At 29.8% G+C, this 16,098-nt stretch carries 12 protein-coding genes and 1 pseudogene; 9 read left to right on the top strand and 4 right to left on the bottom strand.

The features are described from left to right. Positions 1 to 16: 16 nt before the first annotated feature. The 3 genes and pseudogenes from B6S12_RS04100 to B6S12_RS04110 all read left to right on the top strand — a co-directional run. Positions 17 to 1,474: pseudogene (locus tag B6S12_RS04100) on the top strand (McrB family protein); the annotation flags it as partial. After that, on the top strand, positions 1,467 to 2,816 hold the full coding sequence (locus B6S12_RS04105) for an McrC family protein (protein ID WP_111229542.1): 1,350 nt from the start codon (positions 1,467 to 1,469) through the stop codon (positions 2,814 to 2,816). The pseudogene B6S12_RS04100 and the gene B6S12_RS04105, both read left to right, overlap by 8 nt. An 898-nt stretch (positions 2,817 to 3,714) precedes the next feature. Beyond that, positions 3,715 to 4,452, top strand: a complete 738-nt coding sequence (locus tag B6S12_RS04110) for a hypothetical protein (protein ID WP_111229543.1) — start codon at positions 3,715 to 3,717, stop codon at positions 4,450 to 4,452. Here B6S12_RS04110 and B6S12_RS04115 read toward each other — a convergent pair. Continuing rightward, positions 4,449 to 6,533, bottom strand: coding sequence for an ATP-dependent helicase (locus B6S12_RS04115; RefSeq protein ID WP_111229544.1), 2,085 nt, complete (start codon positions 6,531 to 6,533; stop codon positions 4,449 to 4,451). The genes B6S12_RS04110 and B6S12_RS04115 overlap by 4 nt on opposite strands. Positions 6,534 to 6,684: 151 nt before the next feature. Between B6S12_RS04115 and B6S12_RS04120 the strand changes: the two genes are divergently transcribed. Further along, complete coding sequence (locus B6S12_RS04120; RefSeq protein ID WP_111229545.1) at positions 6,685 to 7,596, top strand: LysR family transcriptional regulator; 912 nt, start codon at positions 6,685 to 6,687, stop codon at positions 7,594 to 7,596. Here the strand turns inward: B6S12_RS04120 and B6S12_RS04125 are convergent. Genes B6S12_RS04125 through B6S12_RS04135 form a run of 3 tightly spaced genes read right to left on the bottom strand, consistent with a single transcriptional unit; the run spans position 7,593 to position 10,107 of the window. Beyond that, positions 7,593 to 8,273, bottom strand: coding sequence for a YgjP-like metallopeptidase domain-containing protein (locus B6S12_RS04125; protein ID WP_111229546.1), 681 nt, complete (start codon positions 8,271 to 8,273; stop codon positions 7,593 to 7,595). The genes B6S12_RS04120 and B6S12_RS04125 overlap by 4 nt on opposite strands. Next, the gene (locus tag B6S12_RS04130; protein WP_111229547.1) at positions 8,270 to 9,472 is read right to left on the bottom strand and encodes a hypothetical protein; all 1,203 of its coding nucleotides are present in this window, start codon (positions 9,470 to 9,472) and stop codon (positions 8,270 to 8,272) included. Before B6S12_RS04130 ends, B6S12_RS04125 begins: the two co-directional genes overlap by 4 nt. After that, on the bottom strand, positions 9,469 to 10,107 hold the full coding sequence (locus tag B6S12_RS04135; RefSeq protein WP_111229548.1) for a uracil-DNA glycosylase family protein: 639 nt from the start codon (positions 10,105 to 10,107) through the stop codon (positions 9,469 to 9,471). The genes B6S12_RS04130 and B6S12_RS04135 overlap by 4 nt, the downstream gene beginning before the upstream one ends. Before the next feature lie 179 nt (positions 10,108 to 10,286). Between B6S12_RS04135 and B6S12_RS04140 the strand changes: the two genes are divergently transcribed. The 5 genes from B6S12_RS04140 to B6S12_RS04160 all read left to right on the top strand — a co-directional run bounded on the left by B6S12_RS04140 (position 10,287) and on the right by B6S12_RS04160 (position 16,098). After that, entirely contained in the window at positions 10,287 to 11,693 is a 1,407-nt protein-coding gene (locus tag B6S12_RS04140) for a hypothetical protein (protein ID WP_111229549.1), read from the top strand. Between the two features lie 188 nt (positions 11,694 to 11,881). Further along, complete coding sequence (minD, locus tag B6S12_RS04145; RefSeq protein ID WP_111229550.1) at positions 11,882 to 12,682, top strand: septum site-determining protein MinD; 801 nt, start codon at positions 11,882 to 11,884, stop codon at positions 12,680 to 12,682. Further along, positions 12,679 to 12,915 carry a cell division topological specificity factor MinE gene (minE, locus tag B6S12_RS04150; RefSeq protein WP_111229551.1) on the top strand — a complete coding sequence of 79 codons (237 nt, stop codon included), beginning with the start codon at positions 12,679 to 12,681 and terminating at the stop codon, positions 12,913 to 12,915. The genes minD and minE overlap by 4 nt, the downstream gene beginning before the upstream one ends. Further along, the gene (locus tag B6S12_RS04155; RefSeq protein WP_111229552.1) at positions 12,905 to 13,969 is read left to right on the top strand and encodes a divergent polysaccharide deacetylase family protein; all 1,065 of its coding nucleotides are present in this window, start codon (positions 12,905 to 12,907) and stop codon (positions 13,967 to 13,969) included. The genes minE and B6S12_RS04155 overlap by 11 nt, the downstream gene beginning before the upstream one ends. A 5-nt stretch (positions 13,970 to 13,974) precedes the next feature. Further along, a complete protein-coding gene (locus B6S12_RS04160; RefSeq protein ID WP_111229553.1) occupies positions 13,975 to 16,098 on the top strand; it encodes a WD40 repeat domain-containing protein in 2,124 nt (707 codons plus the stop codon).

A 16,098-nucleotide genomic window follows, 5' to 3' on the forward strand; every position in this document is an offset into this window, starting at 1 on the left:
TTATGAAGAGTTTTTAAGAAATCACTTTGAGGAAGAGATAATGGAAATAAAAATGCAAAATGTGAATTTACCTTTAAACCAAATTCTTTATGGGCCTCCTGGGACAGGAAAGACTTATCATGCTATAAATAAGGCTTTGGAGATTTTGGACTACAAGAAAGATGTAAATACTTTAGATTATGATAAAATTAAAAAAGATTTAGAAAGTTTTAAGATTGATTATAAAAAAGATGATGAAAATCAACAAGAAAGAAATCAAGTAAAGGCATTATTTGATTATTATGTAAAAGAAAAGCAAATAGTCTTTACCACTTTTCATCAAAGCTATGGATACGAAGAATTTGTTGAAGGCATAAAGCTTATAATGAATGATGGTGCCAACTCTCAAGAGATGAAATATAAAATAAATGATGGAATTTTTAAAAGGCTTTGCGAAGAGGCTTTAAGGGGTGAAGAATGTAGTAGCTTTGATAACTTGATAGAAGAATTAAAAGAAAAAGCAAGTGTAAATTTAGAAAATCCAGAAAAATATTTTCAATTACCCAATACAAAATATTTCATTCAATATAAAGGTGGTAGAACTTTTGGTGTTAAATTTGAAAATATGAGTGAAAATTATACAAATTATCCAGTAAGCATAGAAAATATAAAAAAGTTATATCAAACTTCCAGTAAAGCTGAGATATATAACCCAGCTTATGTTGAAGCTGTGTTAAATTATTTAAAATCACAAGGCTTAAAAGAATATCAAAAAACACAAAATAATGAAAAATTAAAGCCTTATATAATCATCATAGATGAAATCAATCGCGGTAATGTGAGTAAGATTTTCGGTGAGCTTATAACCTTGATAGAACCTAGTAAAAGGATAGGTAATGAAGAAGAGTTAAGAGTAGTTTTGCCTTATAGTGGTGAAAAATTTGGAGTGCCTAAAAATGTATATATCATAGGCACTATGAATACAGCCGATAGAAGCATCACTTCACTTGATACGGCATTGAGGAGGCGTTTTGAATTTGTTGAAATGATGCCTAAACCTGAAGAGTTAAAAAACATAGAAATAAAAGGTGAAATTGTCAATAAAACAGAAAATGTGACTATTAATTTACAAGAATTATTAAAAGCTATAAATACTCGCATAGAATATTTACTTGATAGAGAAAAAACCATAGGACATGCATTTTTTATAGGCGTTAAAAATTTAGAGGATTTAAAATCTGTTTTTCAAAATAAAATCATCCCACTTTTACAAGAGTATTTTTACAATGATTATGCTTTAATTGACGCGGTTTTAAACAAAAATGGTATGCTAAAAGCGAAACAAATTAAATCTAAAGAGATATTTCCTAAAAGCCATTTAGAATTTGAAGAAAAAGTGGTTTATGAAATTTTAGATTTTTATGATGAAGAATGGACTAAACCTAAAATTTATCTAGATATCTATTCTAATGCAACTAAAAGTGAAAATGAATAACACTTTTTCCATCATCGAATACCAAGCTTTTAATGCTGATAATTTAATAGAAGCATTTTTAAAAGATAAAGATGAAAATCAAGAGAATTTAAAAGAAAATTTAGAGCAAAAAGCTATAAAATTTTATAAAGAGCTAGAAGACTTTGCAAAAAATAATGAAAGCCTTCTAGGCTTTAAAAACAAAAATACTCTAAAAGCTAAAAATTATGTCGGTATTATACAAACCAAAAGTGGGGTTTTGGAGATCTTACCAAAATGCACGGACTTAGAAAGTTATATAGAAGAAAAAGAAACAGCAAATTTTTCTTTAGAAGAATTGAAGAAAGCTTACAGAATAGATGATAAAAAAGAATTATTTTATGATTTTAAATATGAAGAAAATTTTAAATTTAATCCTAAAAATCTTTTAATTAATATGCTAAAAACTCTAAAAGATTCTCCTTTTAAAAAATCTCAAATTTCATCGTTACAAATTTCTAAAATGCCTTTGTTTGAAGTGTTTATTGTGATGTTTTTAGATGAGTTTGATAGTGTTTATAGCAAGGGTTTAAAAAGGGATTATATAAACATTGAAGAAAACAGAACTTTTTTAAAAGGAAAATTGCAATTTAGCCAACATTTAAAGCAAAATTTAATACATAAAGAAAGATTTTTTACAAGTAGTGATGAGTTTGTGCTGGATATAGCTCCAAATCGCCTTATTAAATCCACTCTAAATTTTTTAAAATCCAAAACACTTAGTAATAAATTTAGAATTATTAAAGCCTTGCAAATGCTAGATGAGGTGAAGTTTTCTACAAATTATACAAAAGATTTTAGCTTTAAAATTTCAAGGCATTTTAGCTATTATGAGAATTTGCTTTTATGGTGTAAAGTCTTCTTACAAAACCAAACTTTTACATCTTTTCAAGGCAAAAATGAAGCTTTTGCACTACTTTTTCCTATGGAAAAACTTTTTGAAAGTTATGTAGCTGATATGCTAAAAAAAGTAAATTTTAATGAAAATATTAAGGCGCAAAGTAGAGAAAAATACTTATTGCAAAAGAATAATCAAGATTGTTTTATGTTAAAACCTGATTTAATAATTAATAAAGAAAATTTTATAATCATTGCAGATACAAAGTGGAAGATTTTACATAAAAGTGAAGATATAAGTCAAAGTGATTTGTATCAAATGTTTGCTTATGCAAGTAAATATAAGGCTAAAGAAGTATGGCTTATATATCCATTATTTAAATTAGACAATAGCCTTAAAGTTGAAGAATATCAATTTAAAGCAGAAATTTTAAAGGATTGTAATAGGGTGCAATTAAAAATTCTTTTTGCGCCTTTACCTTTTTAAAAAGTTAAATTTTTAGCATTTATCCATAAGAAGCAGATTGAGCTTGGTGGAAATACAGTATTTGTAGCGTTAGTCTATAGCAATTTTTTATAAATTTAACATCTAATGCAATGAAAAGAACTAGAAATCAAATTCTAATAAGGTAAAAGCTATCTGCTTATGGAGAGTTTCCATGAAAGTTCCATATAACATGGCACTTTTACTTACTGAATATTTTTGTAGCTTGTCATATTTTTTAAAAAGTTCTATTTTTGTAGTTTTTGTTTGGATAATCTCTTTTTTAAATATCCTAAGTTTTACCCTTTAGCTTTTTGGATTCTGATATGACACAAGAAACAAGCCCAACAAAAATAAAGCATAACACTAATGTAAAAATACCTTTTTATCATAATTATTCTTTAAATTTAGATTTAAAATGTGATTGCAAATAGACTAAAATCTTCCTTTTTGCTTATAAAAAATGCTAATTCTACCCACCCCCCGCCCCCTTTTTTTTGCTGTTATTTGCTTAAATAAGTTGGCAATAAAATGCTGAAATTATTTTAATAAATATAGGTTTTATAGGTGTTTTTTTAATGTATTTATATCAATGAAATTTATAATTAATTATTTTGTATTTATTTTAATTTTATTCTTTTTTGTGTGGCATTTGTTTTAACTATTTGCTTTGAGTGTGTGGGTAGATTTGTTTTTAGGGGAGTTTATAATGAGGCTTTTTAATATTTTTATTGTGCTAATTGCAGTGTTAATCACACCTTTTAGGGAAGAAATTAGAAGAATCTTTTTAAATCTAATCTATTTAAATATGTAAAAATAATGTTTTTTGCCTTTTGTTTTTTATAAATTTATCTTTTATTTAATTAAAACTATTATCATTATAATAAAAATGGCTGGTTTTATGGTAAAAAAAATATTTTTCTTGTTTGTGCTGTTTTTTACTGTGTTAAACGCAGAGGAAAATATCACTAAATTTTTAAAAAAAGACATTAAAAGAATTAATCCATTTGACCAATATAGGGGGTATGAAAGTTTTTTAGGAGTGCCTTTGCCAAGCGCTAAAACGCCTAAAATTCCTTATAAAAGTCCTTTTAATTCTCCTTTTGAAAGACATCAAAATAGAGCAAAAACTACAACCCCATCTTTTGATTTTAATACTTATGGTATTAGCACAAGTGTTTTAAATATGGGTTTAAACAAGCTTTCTCCTTTGATTGGATCTAAGAGTGGAGATATTGTGGGTAAATACATTTCAGGAATTAAATTTGATGTGAATTTGAGTTCTAGTATTGATGAGAAGCAAAAAAACTTAGGGGGAGATATTAAGATTAGTGCACCTCTTTATAAAAAGAAGCTAAGTGAGTTGTATTTGCTTGGCACTGTTAAAAAGAGCTTAAAAGAAGATGAATGGAGTGGTAGCTATGGATTTAGCCATAAGCTAAAAGCTCCTAAAATCCAAAATCTTTATTTTATGCAAAGTTTTACTCAAGACCAAGATAAAATCGGTGAAAAAACCTTTAATTATGGTGTAGAATATTCCCCAATTAAAAATTTTTCTACTTTTATCCAAAAGGAAATTAAAACCATTGGCGATACAGACACTACAAAAGCGGGTGTGCAATATAGAATTAATTTTTAAATAGGCTTTACATAATCGCTTAAAATTTCTTTGACAAGTCCGCCAAAATTAATTTTGAGGCGTGTTTCATTGCCACTTTGTGTAATATCTACAATCCTTCCCATTCCTAGAATTTTATGACTTACACAATCTCCTTTGCGAAAGCTAGAGTTTATTGGAGAGTCATTTTTGGCAAGAGTAATTGGTTTGCCATAAACGCCACATTCTCTTAAAAAGCGAGAAGGGGGTAAGTTTGCCTCTTTGCCTCTAAAAAATCTAGAATCACTAAAACTTAAATAAAGTTCTTTTTTAGCACGCGTAAAAGCTACATAGCCTAATCTTCTTTCTTCTTCTAGACTGCTATCTTCTTTTATCATAGGGAAAAAGCCTTCTTCTAATCCAATGATAAATACATAATCAAACTCTAATCCCTTGCTTGAATGCACGCTCATACAAGAGATTCCCTCTATTCCTTTGTTTTTATTGCGATCTTCTGTATCTTCTTGATCGCTTTTTAGGGCAAGTTCGTTTAAAAAATCTTCTAATTCCATAAAGGGATTTTGCTTTAAATACTCATTATATAGTCCGTAAAATTCTTCAATATTACCTATTCTATCCACTTCATCATTATTATTAGAAAAAGATTGGCAAAGTCCTATTTGTTTTTCAAATTCCTCTAGAAAGTTTTTTTCTTTAAAAGAATATTCTTGCAATGCTTGGAGTTTATTGAAAAGTTCCAAAAGTGTATTGTAGGCTTTTTTACCGATAATTTCTTGTAATTTTGTATCGTGTTGGAAGAGTGCAAAGATACTACTTTTTTTCTCAATAGATCTTTTTTGCAATTTTTCTATGGTAGTTTTTCCAATTCCGCGTTTTGGTTTATTGATGATTCTGAGTAAAGAAAAATCATCTTCTAAATTAATTAAAACCCTAAAATAACTAAGCACATCTTTGATTTCGCTGCGTTCATAAAAGCGGATTGTGCCAACAAGAGTATAAGGAATGTTCTCACGGTTAAAGCCTTCTTCAAGAGATCTAGAGAGTGCATTTAGACGGAACAAAATTGCAATATCTTTGGGATTTACTCCTTTGGCAAAAAGAGATTTGATGATTTTAGAGAGTGTTGTAACTTCTTCCTTGGCATTAAAAGATTGTAGAATTTTTATAGGGGTTCCATCATCTTTTGTGCTTTTTAGATTTTTACCTAGGCGTTCTTTGTTATGGCTTATTAGTTTATTTGCGGCCTCTAAGATAGATTTTGTAGAGCGGTAGTTTTCTTCTAGCTTAATGCTTTTTGCATTTTTAAAATGTTTAGTAAAGTTTAGAATGTTATCAATAGTGGCTCCTCTCCAGCTATAAATACTTTGATCATCATCGCCTACGACGCAAATGTTATCATGTGTTGTGCATAGAAATTTAAGAAGAAGATATTGCACATAATTAGTATCTTGATATTCATCTACCATAATATATTGGTATTTTTGACTAATTTCTGTGGCAATATTGGGAAATTTCTCTAAAATTTCCAAAGGAAGAAGTAATAAATCATCAAAATCTACCATATTATTTTGTAATAAAAATTCTTGATATTTTGCATAAATTTTGGCAATGTGTGTATAAGTAGCATTATTGGCAAAATTTATTGCATCTTTTGGAGAAATTTTAGAATTTTTCATTCTTGAGATTTCACTCGTTAAAAGTGGCATTGGAGCGATGTTTTGGTTAAAATCTTTTAAAATTTTTTTAGTATCATCACTATCTAGGAGAATAAAATTTGCCTTTCTTTCTAAAAGATGTATATAAAATTTTAAAAAAAGCAAACCAAACTTATGAAAAGTGCATAATAATGGAGGATGTGAGCTTTTTCTTTCAATTAAATTTAATGCTCTTTGTTGCATTTCTTGGGCTGCTTTATTTGTAAAAGTGAGCGTTAAAGTGCTTGAGGCAGGGATTCCTACTTCATCAATTAAATAAGCAAGGCGTGAAGTAATAGTCTTTGTCTTACCACTGCCCGCTCCTGCCAATATTAGTAAGGGTCCATCAATAGTTTTTATGGCTTCTTGTTGGCTAGCATTGAGTTCTTTTATATAATTTATATCCATAAAGAGCCTTATAAAATAATTTTTATAAATTATATCCAAAAGCAGTAAAAATTCCTTGATAAGTTTTAAAAATTGTGTTAGTATTAAGTGTATCTTATAAAAATATTATAAAGATGGAGCAAAATTATGGAAGCATAACTAAGGAGATAAAATGCTAAGTGATTTTACAAAACTACAAACCTTTATGGTAGTTGTTAAAGAAAAAAGTTTTTCTAAAGCCTCTTCAAAGCTTGGAATTTCACAACCCGCTGTAACCCAACAAATTAAATTTATCGAGCAATATTTTAATACTAAAGTAATAAATCGTAAAAGAAATGGTATTCAGCTAACAAGGGATGGAGAAAATTTGTTGATAGTGGCTCAAAAAATTGAGAAATTTATCGCCTTACAACAAAAAGAAATGATGAAGACTATTAAAAGAGATGATAGAATTAAAATTATGAGTTCTTATACGGTTGGAAATTTTTTATTGCCAAAATGTATTGATGAAATCAAAGAAGAAGTATATTCAAATATCGATTATAGTGTTAATACATCCAAAGAAGCCATTGAGGGACTATTGAAAGGAACTTGCGATTTGGCTTTGGTGGAATCTATGATAAATAATGATAATATTGTATATCGTGAATGGGTAGAAGATGAGTTAGTTTTAGCTTCATCTAGTCAGCTTCCACGACTTATTCGCAGAGAAGATTTGTATTCACATAAGTGGTTAATTTTAACTCCAAGCACTCAAACTTCTCTAGTTATTCAAGATTATTTGGAAAAATTAGAATTAGATAAAGATAAACTTAATATTATAGGTGAATTTGATAGCTTTTTAGAAATTAAAAAGAATATGCTTAAGATGAAGGAGAAAAATGGAGGAGATTTGATGACTTTCTTGCCTTATTTGCATATTAAAGATGAATTGCAAGCAAGAGAGCTTTTTACCACTAAAATAAGAGGCTTAAAGTGTAAAAGAAAGCTTTATGTGGCTAGTTTGAAAGAGCGACGCAATGATGCACTTATAGAAAATATTAGTGATTATATTGTGTTTAATACTAAAGTGGCTTTACATTAGGGCTTAAAAACCGCTAAATACAGCATAAGACAAAAGGGATTATGATTAAGATAATCGTGAATCTCTTTTGGATTGTTGTCAAACTTTTTTACAAAATCCCAAAATTCTTTTTTATGGTGTGGAAATTTTAGATGTGTTAGCTCGTGGATAATAATTTTATCAATAATATGTTTGGGTAAAAATGCCAAACGGTAACTAAAACGCAAAGATTTTGTAGCTTTGGTGCAACTTCCTAGAGTTTTGATTGCACTTGTATAAGAAACTTTAGCAGGAAAAAGTTCTAATTTTTGCGATAAGGTTTCTAATTTTTTTGCAATATAGAGTTTAAGCTCTGTAGCATAGAATTTTTTAAGTATTTTGGTTTCTTTATGGAGGATAAAATTTTCCCAAATTTCTTGTAGGTTGTTTTCTTGAAAGTTTTCAAATTCTACCCATTCCCCAAATAAGTAAAATTTGTCTTTTAAAAGTTGATTGCTAAAATTTTCTTGCTTTTTTAAAAGTAGATTGGATTGGGCTTTAATCCATTCTTGATTTTGCAAGATGAAATTTAAGCATTCTTTTTTACTAGCGTATTTTGGGGCACTAAGATAGAGTAAAGTGGGGGATTTTAGATGGAGACGCAAAGATTTGTAGCTTTTACTTTTTGTAATTTTTAAAGTAAAATTTTCTAAAATCATAGAGGCTCAAAGCGGTTTTGTTTAGGGGCTAAGAGCATAATTTCGTATTGCACTTGATTATTTTTTATTTTTTCTTTGAAATATCTTTTGGCATTTGGAATTTCTTTAGTGTAAAAATGCTCTAATCCGAGTGCTGTGCTATAACTAATCCAATCATAAGAAAGATTGCTATTTAAAAGATGCATTTCTTCAATAAATTTTGGATTAAGAGGCATGATGGAGTTTGCAATTATCATCTTTCTTATGTCGCGGTTTTGTGTCAAAGAAAGAAAAGAAGGGTGGTAGTTGATTTGTGTGGAGTAGATACCAAAGGCGTTAATATCGTTATAAGTAATTTGAGAAAGTAAAATACTAGAATTTGTAACAGGAGTGTTTAAAAAAATTCTAGAACCATTGAGTGTAGATTTTATGCTTTTAATTTGCTTATTTAAGTTTTGACTATCTTTAGAGTTAAAAGGGCTAGAGAAGAGTAGATTTCGATTGTAAGATTGGGTGTATTCTTGTATTTTTACTCCCACATAACTTGTATCATAGAAACTAGTAGCATTGACTTCAGGATTCAAAGAAGAGAGTGTTTTGATTTGTTCTTCATAGCTAATACCTCCAAAAATTAAGTGAGGAGAGGGGGAATCTATTTGTGTGATATGAATGCTTGGAATATAGATTGTAAGATCTGTTAGGATTTGATTTAGGATTTGTATGCCATTTTGAGTAAAGATTGCAATGACTTTTGTGAAACCTTTGGCTTTAATTTCTTCTAAAGATTGACTAATTTGGGTAAAATCCTCTCCTTTGCTATCAAATACTTCAAAGCTAAAAGGGTTTTTTTGGTTTAAAAGATAAGCTAAAACAGTATTAGTAGCAGAAAGAGAATAGCGTCCTATAGTTTGTCGTGGTATTAAAAGAGCTATTTTGAAAGTAGGTTTTTCGGTAAAGTAGGGAAGATTAGTGATATTTAGCTCTACTAAAAGTCCTTGAAGAATTTCTAATAGAGAGTTTGTTTTGTTTTTGTCGTTAATGTTTGCAATAAAAGAAAAAATAAGCCCATCTTCATAATAGTTTTTAAGACAACTGCTTGAACAATATTTTGTATCAAGATTGATAACTTCACTTTCAGGCAAAGGAAGTGGAGAGAGGTATTGACTTTTTGCAAGAACAAAAAGAGGCAACAAACAAAGAATAAAAATTAACTTTTTCATAAATATCCTTTAATATTTAAAAATTCTTTATGGGCTTGAATTTTTAGTGAAGGCTTTTTAATAAGCTCTGCTAAGGAAAAAGTCGGAAAGAGTAAAAAATCTTTCCATTTGAGAGCTTTGCCTTGCACTCTTTTGTAATCCTCCCCATCTTCGCTAATGGCAAAATATGCCTCTTGTCCTAAGATTACAATAATTTTAGCATTGCAAAATTCAAGCTGTTTATGCACAAAACCCATACATAAATTAAGAGAATTTTCTTTATTTTGAATAGCTATATCGCATTTTAACAAAGAAAGTATAGAAACTTCTTTAAGAGAAAGCAAAAAAACTTTTGTGATGATATTGTGTAGCATCATCGCCATATTAGATGAAAAGCGTAGATTAGAATCCAAAAGAGGTTCTAGGCTTAAAAAGGCGATTTTTGAATGTGGGTTGCAAATTCCTCTGCTAGGTTTGGAATGGCGTTGAGGACATAATTCACATTTTTCTATAAGAAAATCTAATTCTTTTTGAGAGTGGATAGAGTTTGCAAAACCAGATTTTTGCGTCAAAAAGATAGGATCTGTAAATTCATAATCCAATGATTGCAGTAAATAAAGTTTTTTTAATTCTAAAGCCAAGCGAAGTTTTTGCAAAAATATACATCCTTAATTCTTGTTGGTTATTGTATTTGTAATTATACAAAAAAACTCCCAAGAAATATTTAAGAGATTATAAAACAAAATTTAAATATTGGAATAATTTTTGCTTGTTGTATCTTAAATAAAAGGAATTAAAAAGTTTATGCAAAGGAACGCTTAAAAAAGGACTAAAGATGTATTATGTAAATGCAAAAGGGGGCTATAGCTCTTATATAAACGGTGTAGAGTTTTCTAAAGAAACACAACAGGCATTAGCATCAAGAAATGATGAAAATAAGCGTTTAAGCACAACTTCAAGTCAAGATGAAACTTTTGAAAAGCAAAGATTGATAGAAGAAGCAATCGCACAACTTAAGCAAACAGGAAGTGTGAGTGCAGAAATTGCCTCTAAAGTAGATGTAGATAGCATTAAAAAAAGCTTAGAAGGGCAAGATAGCGGTGAATCAAGTGCGCTTTCTATGATAGGTGAGGGTAAGAGTGAGGAGGCGACAAAAGCAAATGTAAAAGATGCTAAAGGTTCTACTCCTATGGGATTAAATCCTAGTTTGGATTCTAAGGGTAATGCAGCACTTTCGCAATTTATTATAGGGAGGCTAGAAGATCAAAAAAATGACGAATCTCAAAAGATAAAAGAAGATATAAAACGCAGTGTGCAAAATGATGAGCAAGTCTCAAAAAGTGATACAAACAAAGAAAGCACAAGATGGTTAGATAAAAATCTTGTCAATACTACACCCAATAAGCCAGAATCTATTAGTGATACAATTAAAGAAGCTTTTAATCCATTAGAGGAGAAAGGGCAAAGTGAGCAAACGCAAAATAACATTAGTTTTATTGATGAGGTAAGCGGGAAAAAAGTTAGTATTCCTCTTACAGAAGAAAATGCTAAAAAACTAAAAGAGAAATTTGGTTCTTTAGAAGAGGCAAGTGATTATATTAAGGGTTGGTATTATGAAGCGGCGTATTCTTCAGGATATTTAGAAGCGGATAAAGATGGAGATGGTAAAATTAGCACAGAAGAGGGGATACATTTAAAAACTCTTGTTTCTTTGAAAAATGGAGAAACCCATTCAGTAGCAGAGAGAATCCCAGGGGGCGAGGAAGCACAAAAGAAATTTTTAGAGCAAGTGGGTTTTATTGATAATATTGCAGATTATATTAATCATAACATTGAACGCGATAATGATTTAGATGGAAGTTTGAATTTAAAAGAACTTATGGGAGAAGATGGGGAAATCACCCTTTTTAGAACAGGCGGAGAAGATTCCAATACCATAGATGTGTTTGTGTTAAAAATGTATAGCTTTGATCTTGGAGGCTCTTTAGATGATATTTTTATCAATATGGGGAAAGATACACCAAAAACGCAAGAAGAAAACAAAAATGAAAATAATCAAGATGATAATGGAGTAAAAAGCGAAGAAGAAATCGCAGCCATTAAAAATGCAGAATTACAAAAATGGTTAGAGCTAGCAAAGCAAAAAGATGATGAAAATTATTTAAATTTATTAGACGATGCACAAAAGGCAGAATTGCTAAAAAGTGATACAATTTTACAAAATTTGCTAAAAAGTGCTTAGAAAAATATTAAAATGTAATGTTTGATTTATAATGGGCAGTTTAGAGTTTTTTATAAAATAAAACTAGGCAAAATTGCTTAAATATAAATTGAGTGAAGTGTTTTGTGTTTTTTGGCATTTTCAATCCTTTTTAAAGGAAAAATAATATAATTTCAACTTTAATTAATTTTGAAATTCAAGGTGCAAAATTGAGCGGTAAAGTCATAACAATTACTTCAGGAAAGGGTGGTGTAGGTAAATCCACAACTACAGCAAATCTCGCTGTAGGCTTAGCAAATGAGGGCAAAAAAGTAGTAGCAGTGGATTTTGATATTGGACTTAGAAATTTGGATATGATTTTGGGATTGGAAAATCGTATTGTTTATGATGTTGTGAATGTTATGGAGGGGGAATGTAACCTCTCACAAGCTTTAATTAATGACAAAAAAAGTAAAAATCTTTATTTTTTGCCAGCTTCACAAAGTAAAGATAAAAATATCTTAGATACAAAAAAAGTGGAAGATTTGATACATAGATTAAAAGAAGAATTTGATTATATTTTATTGGATTCTCCAGCAGGTATTGAAGGAGGATTTGAACATTCTATTTTTTTAGCAGATGAGGCATTAATCGTTTCTACTCCAGAAGTTTCAAGTGTTAGAGATGCAGATAGAGTGATTGGGATTATTGATGCAAAAAGTAGAAAAGCAAAAGAAGGCGGAGAGGTTAAAAAGCATATTATTATCAATCGTTTAAAGCCAGAAATGGTAGAGAAAGGCGAGATGTTAAGCACAGAAGATGTGTTAAAAATTTTAGCATTACCTTTAATAGGTATTGTTCCAGAAGATGAGAAGATTATTTCCTCAACAAATACAGGAGAACCCGTTATTTATGGAAACTCTCAAGCCTCTCAAGCTTATAAAAATATTTCTAAGAGAATTTTAGGAGAGGAAGTTCCTTTTATGGAGCTAAAAAGCAAGAAGGGTATATTTAGGAGGTTGTTTTCATGAGTTTTTTGGAAAGAATTTTAGGAGGCAAGAAAAATTCAGCACAAGAAGCAAAAGATCGTTTAACTTTGATTTTAGCACATGAAAGGGCAGTAAATGTGCCTTATATGGAAGAGATGAAGCAAGAGATTTTAGCAGTGATTAAAAAATACACAAAAGCACAAAAAGTAGAAATGAAAACAGATTCTAACCGCGAATTTAATACTTTAGAGGTAGAAATTCTACTTGAAAAATAAGATAAATTTTACACCTTTTAGTATTGGGATTTTATCTTTTATTGCTATTTGCTTTATTTTGGTGGCTGTTTTTGTAATAGCCCCCTTTTTTAACACCACTTCTAATCAAAAACAAACCACTTTAGAAACTTTATCACAAAATAATCAAGTCTCCCAAGAGCCAACCAAAGAGGGTAATCTTACTAATGAAGAGATGATACAAAAAAATATTGATTTTATTAAAAATAATTTGGAAACTCTTGCAAAAGAAAATAATATCACTAAAAAAACCGATAATTTTCAAGAGCAAAATGCAAATGTAACTAAAGAGTTACCAACTTTAGACAAATCACAAATGCAGACATTATGCCAAAGAAGCAAACCTCAACTTGCAATTATTATAGATGATGTGGCAAATAAGGGACAGTTAGATAGGGTTTTGGGTTTGCCTTTTAAAGTTACTCCATCTTTATTTCCCAGAAGTGAAGCTTCCAAAAATACTCCATATATTGCAAAAAATGCTCCTTTTTATATGGTGCATTTGCCACTAGAAGCTAAGAGCTTTTATCAAAAAGAACATAAATGGCTTTTTGTTGGGGATAGTAGAGAAAAAATTAAAGAGAGAATTCAAGAGATTAAAAGAGATTTTCCAAATCTTACTTATTTAAACAATCACACAGGGAGTAAATTTACAGAGGATTGGAATTCTATGCAATATTTACTAGAAGCATTGCAAGAAGAGCAGATCATTTTTGTAGATTCTAAAACCACAGGAAAAAGTGTAACTTCACAATATTATAAGGATAAACCAGAAACCAATCCTTGTTTGCAAAGACCTTTTTTGCAAAGAGATGTGTTTTTGGATAATGAACTAGAAGAAGAGAAAATAGCCATAGCACTTAAAAATGCCATAAAAATTGCAAAACAAAAAGGTTATGCTATTGCTATTGGTCATCCGCATTCAATTACTATTAAAACTTTGAAGAATATGCAAGGAGTTTTGGAAAAAAGTGGAGTAGAGATGGTTTATGTTAATGAGCTTATAACAAAATATGATACAATAAGCAAAAAGTAAAAACTATGATAAAAGCAAAAGCAACTCTTAGAATGGAAGGCAGCATTCTTTGTATCAAAGAAGTGGAAAATGAAATTTTATGTATTGATAGTGCATTTAATATTGCAACTATTCAGGATAATAAGATTAAAAAGAGTATCCAAGTTGCAAAATCTGCAGTTACTCCCCATAGATATTCGCATATTTTTAGCATTTCTCCTAAGAAATTTTTATGTGTCCCTATTTTGCAAGAGCATAAGGTAATTATTTTAGGTTATGAAGCTACTAAGATTTCTCATAAAGCTACTTTAGAAGATCATGATGGAGATATTGAAGTAAGTGCTTTTTCTCATGATGGTAAGATTTTTATGAGCGGGGGGCAAGATGGAAGGGTGTTTTTTTATGATACAGAGGATTTTACGCCTCTTTCTTCATTGATGCCACGCGGGGATTATATTTCTAGGATTGTATTTTCTAAAAATGATGAGTTTGTGGTGATTTGTGGATTTGATAAATTTAGTATGGTTTTTGATCTTATGCGTCATAAGATTGCCTTTAATTTTGTTACTAATGATGTGATAGAAGATGCTTGCTTTTTTGATAATAATGAAAAATTATTGCTAGTTTGTCGCAATAATTCAAGCATTATTTTTAGTTTAAAAGAGGGGAAAATTATCTCTCAAGAATATCTTTTTGCTTTTTGGCCTACAAGCATAGTGATTGATGAGGAAGAAAACTATGCTATTATTGGGACAAGATCAGAAAATATCTATGTGATTTCTTTAAAAGATAATGCTAAAGTTATGGAAATACAGAGTGAATATTTTGGGATTGCTTCTATTGCATTTTGTGATGGACAGCTTGTTTTTGGTAGTGTAGATGGTGGGGTGATGGTAGTAGATTATAATGAGGGTAGAGAGGAGCTACAAAATGCCCTTGCAATTAAAGATTATAAGAGTGCAAGAGAAATCATTAATCAAAATGTTTTTTTGAGTATCCATCCTTTAACAAAAGTTTTTGATGAAGATTGGCCTTTTGTTTTAGAGCAAGCCATTGCACTTTTGAATTTAGATGAAATAGATGAAGCAGTAGAACTTACCGCACCTTTTATGGTAAGTGAGTCTAAAAAAAATGAATTTGAATTTTACTTAGCTCAAAAAGAGGGTGTAAAAAGCTTTTTAGAATGCTTGGAGAAAAAAGATTATCAAAAAGCCTATGAAATGCTAAAAACTACAAAATTTTTATTAAAAACTAAAGCTTATGAAAAACTAGAAAATACTTGGAATAAGGCTTTTATTCATGCAAAAAAACTTTTGATTGAAAATGCAAGTGTTAATCAAAGATTGGCAGAACAGCTTCTAGCACCTTTTGAAAATACTCCTAAAAAGGAGCTAATTATTCACTTATTAAAAAATTGTGATGTATTTGAAAAGGCAGATATGCTAATTAAAAAGCAAAATTTTAAGGAATATTTTTCTTTGACTTTCCAGTTTTCTTTTTTGCGGGATACAGAACTTTATAAAAAGGTTTTGCTAGTAGGCGAGAAAATGCTTGTAAATCTTATAGAGCTAGAAAAAAACTTTGCTTATGAAGAAGCAAAGAGAATTGCACAAACTCTTTTAGTTTTTCCAAACTTAAAGCGTGCTGTAAATGAAAGGCTTGTAAATATCCAACAAAAAGAAGCATTGCTTGAAGCTATTAAAGAAAAAGAAATAAAGAAGGTTTATACTCTAGTAGATAATAATGAGAATCTAAAATCTCTCCAGCAATTTAAAGATTTTACGCAAGATTTCTTGAAGCGTTATGAGGAGGCTAAGCCTTATGCGTATTTAGGGAATGCACAACATATAATGGTGATTTTTGGAGAATATATGGAGGTGGGCTATTGGGTAGATAAAATAGCCTCTTTAATGAAAATTGCTTATTTGAAGCAACTTTCGCGTGCATTAGGGGAGATTGAAGTAAATTGGATTATGAGTATTAAGCGGTATTATGAACGCTTTGGTAAAAGCATAGAGCTTGTGAAGCTTTTATCTAGCCATAGTGCAAGAGAGATATTAGAAAGCTTTGAAGGAGATGGGGAGTATGATGGATATAGACATTATGGATTTGTAGAAAATGTCGTGATTTATTATGTGCAAAAGGCTTAA

Origin of the sequence: Helicobacter valdiviensis (assembly GCF_003245365.1) — a bacterium.
GTDB lineage: Bacteria > Campylobacterota > Campylobacteria > Campylobacterales > Helicobacteraceae > Helicobacter_D > Helicobacter_D valdiviensis.

What these genes read in the sequence shown, in the direction of transcription:
- B6S12_RS04105 (WP_111229542.1), top strand. Translation starts at nt 1,467, where the DNA reads ATGAATAACACTTTTTCCATCATCGAATACCAAGCTTTTAATGCTGAT.
- B6S12_RS04110 (WP_111229543.1), top strand. Translation starts at nt 3,715, where the DNA reads ATGGTAAAAAAAATATTTTTCTTGTTTGTGCTGTTTTTTACTGTGTTA.
- B6S12_RS04115 (WP_111229544.1), bottom strand. Translation starts at nt 6,533, where the DNA reads ATGGATATAAATTATATAAAAGAACTCAATGCTAGCCAACAAGAAGCC.
- B6S12_RS04120 (WP_111229545.1), top strand. Translation starts at nt 6,685, where the DNA reads ATGCTAAGTGATTTTACAAAACTACAAACCTTTATGGTAGTTGTTAAA.
- B6S12_RS04125 (WP_111229546.1), bottom strand. Translation starts at nt 8,273, where the DNA reads ATGATTTTAGAAAATTTTACTTTAAAAATTACAAAAAGTAAAAGCTAC.
- B6S12_RS04130 (WP_111229547.1), bottom strand. Translation starts at nt 9,472, where the DNA reads ATGAAAAAGTTAATTTTTATTCTTTGTTTGTTGCCTCTTTTTGTTCTT.
- B6S12_RS04140 (WP_111229549.1), top strand. Translation starts at nt 10,287, where the DNA reads ATGTATTATGTAAATGCAAAAGGGGGCTATAGCTCTTATATAAACGGT.
- minE (WP_111229551.1), top strand. Translation starts at nt 12,679, where the DNA reads ATGAGTTTTTTGGAAAGAATTTTAGGAGGCAAGAAAAATTCAGCACAA.
- B6S12_RS04160 (WP_111229553.1), top strand. Translation starts at nt 13,975, where the DNA reads ATGATAAAAGCAAAAGCAACTCTTAGAATGGAAGGCAGCATTCTTTGT.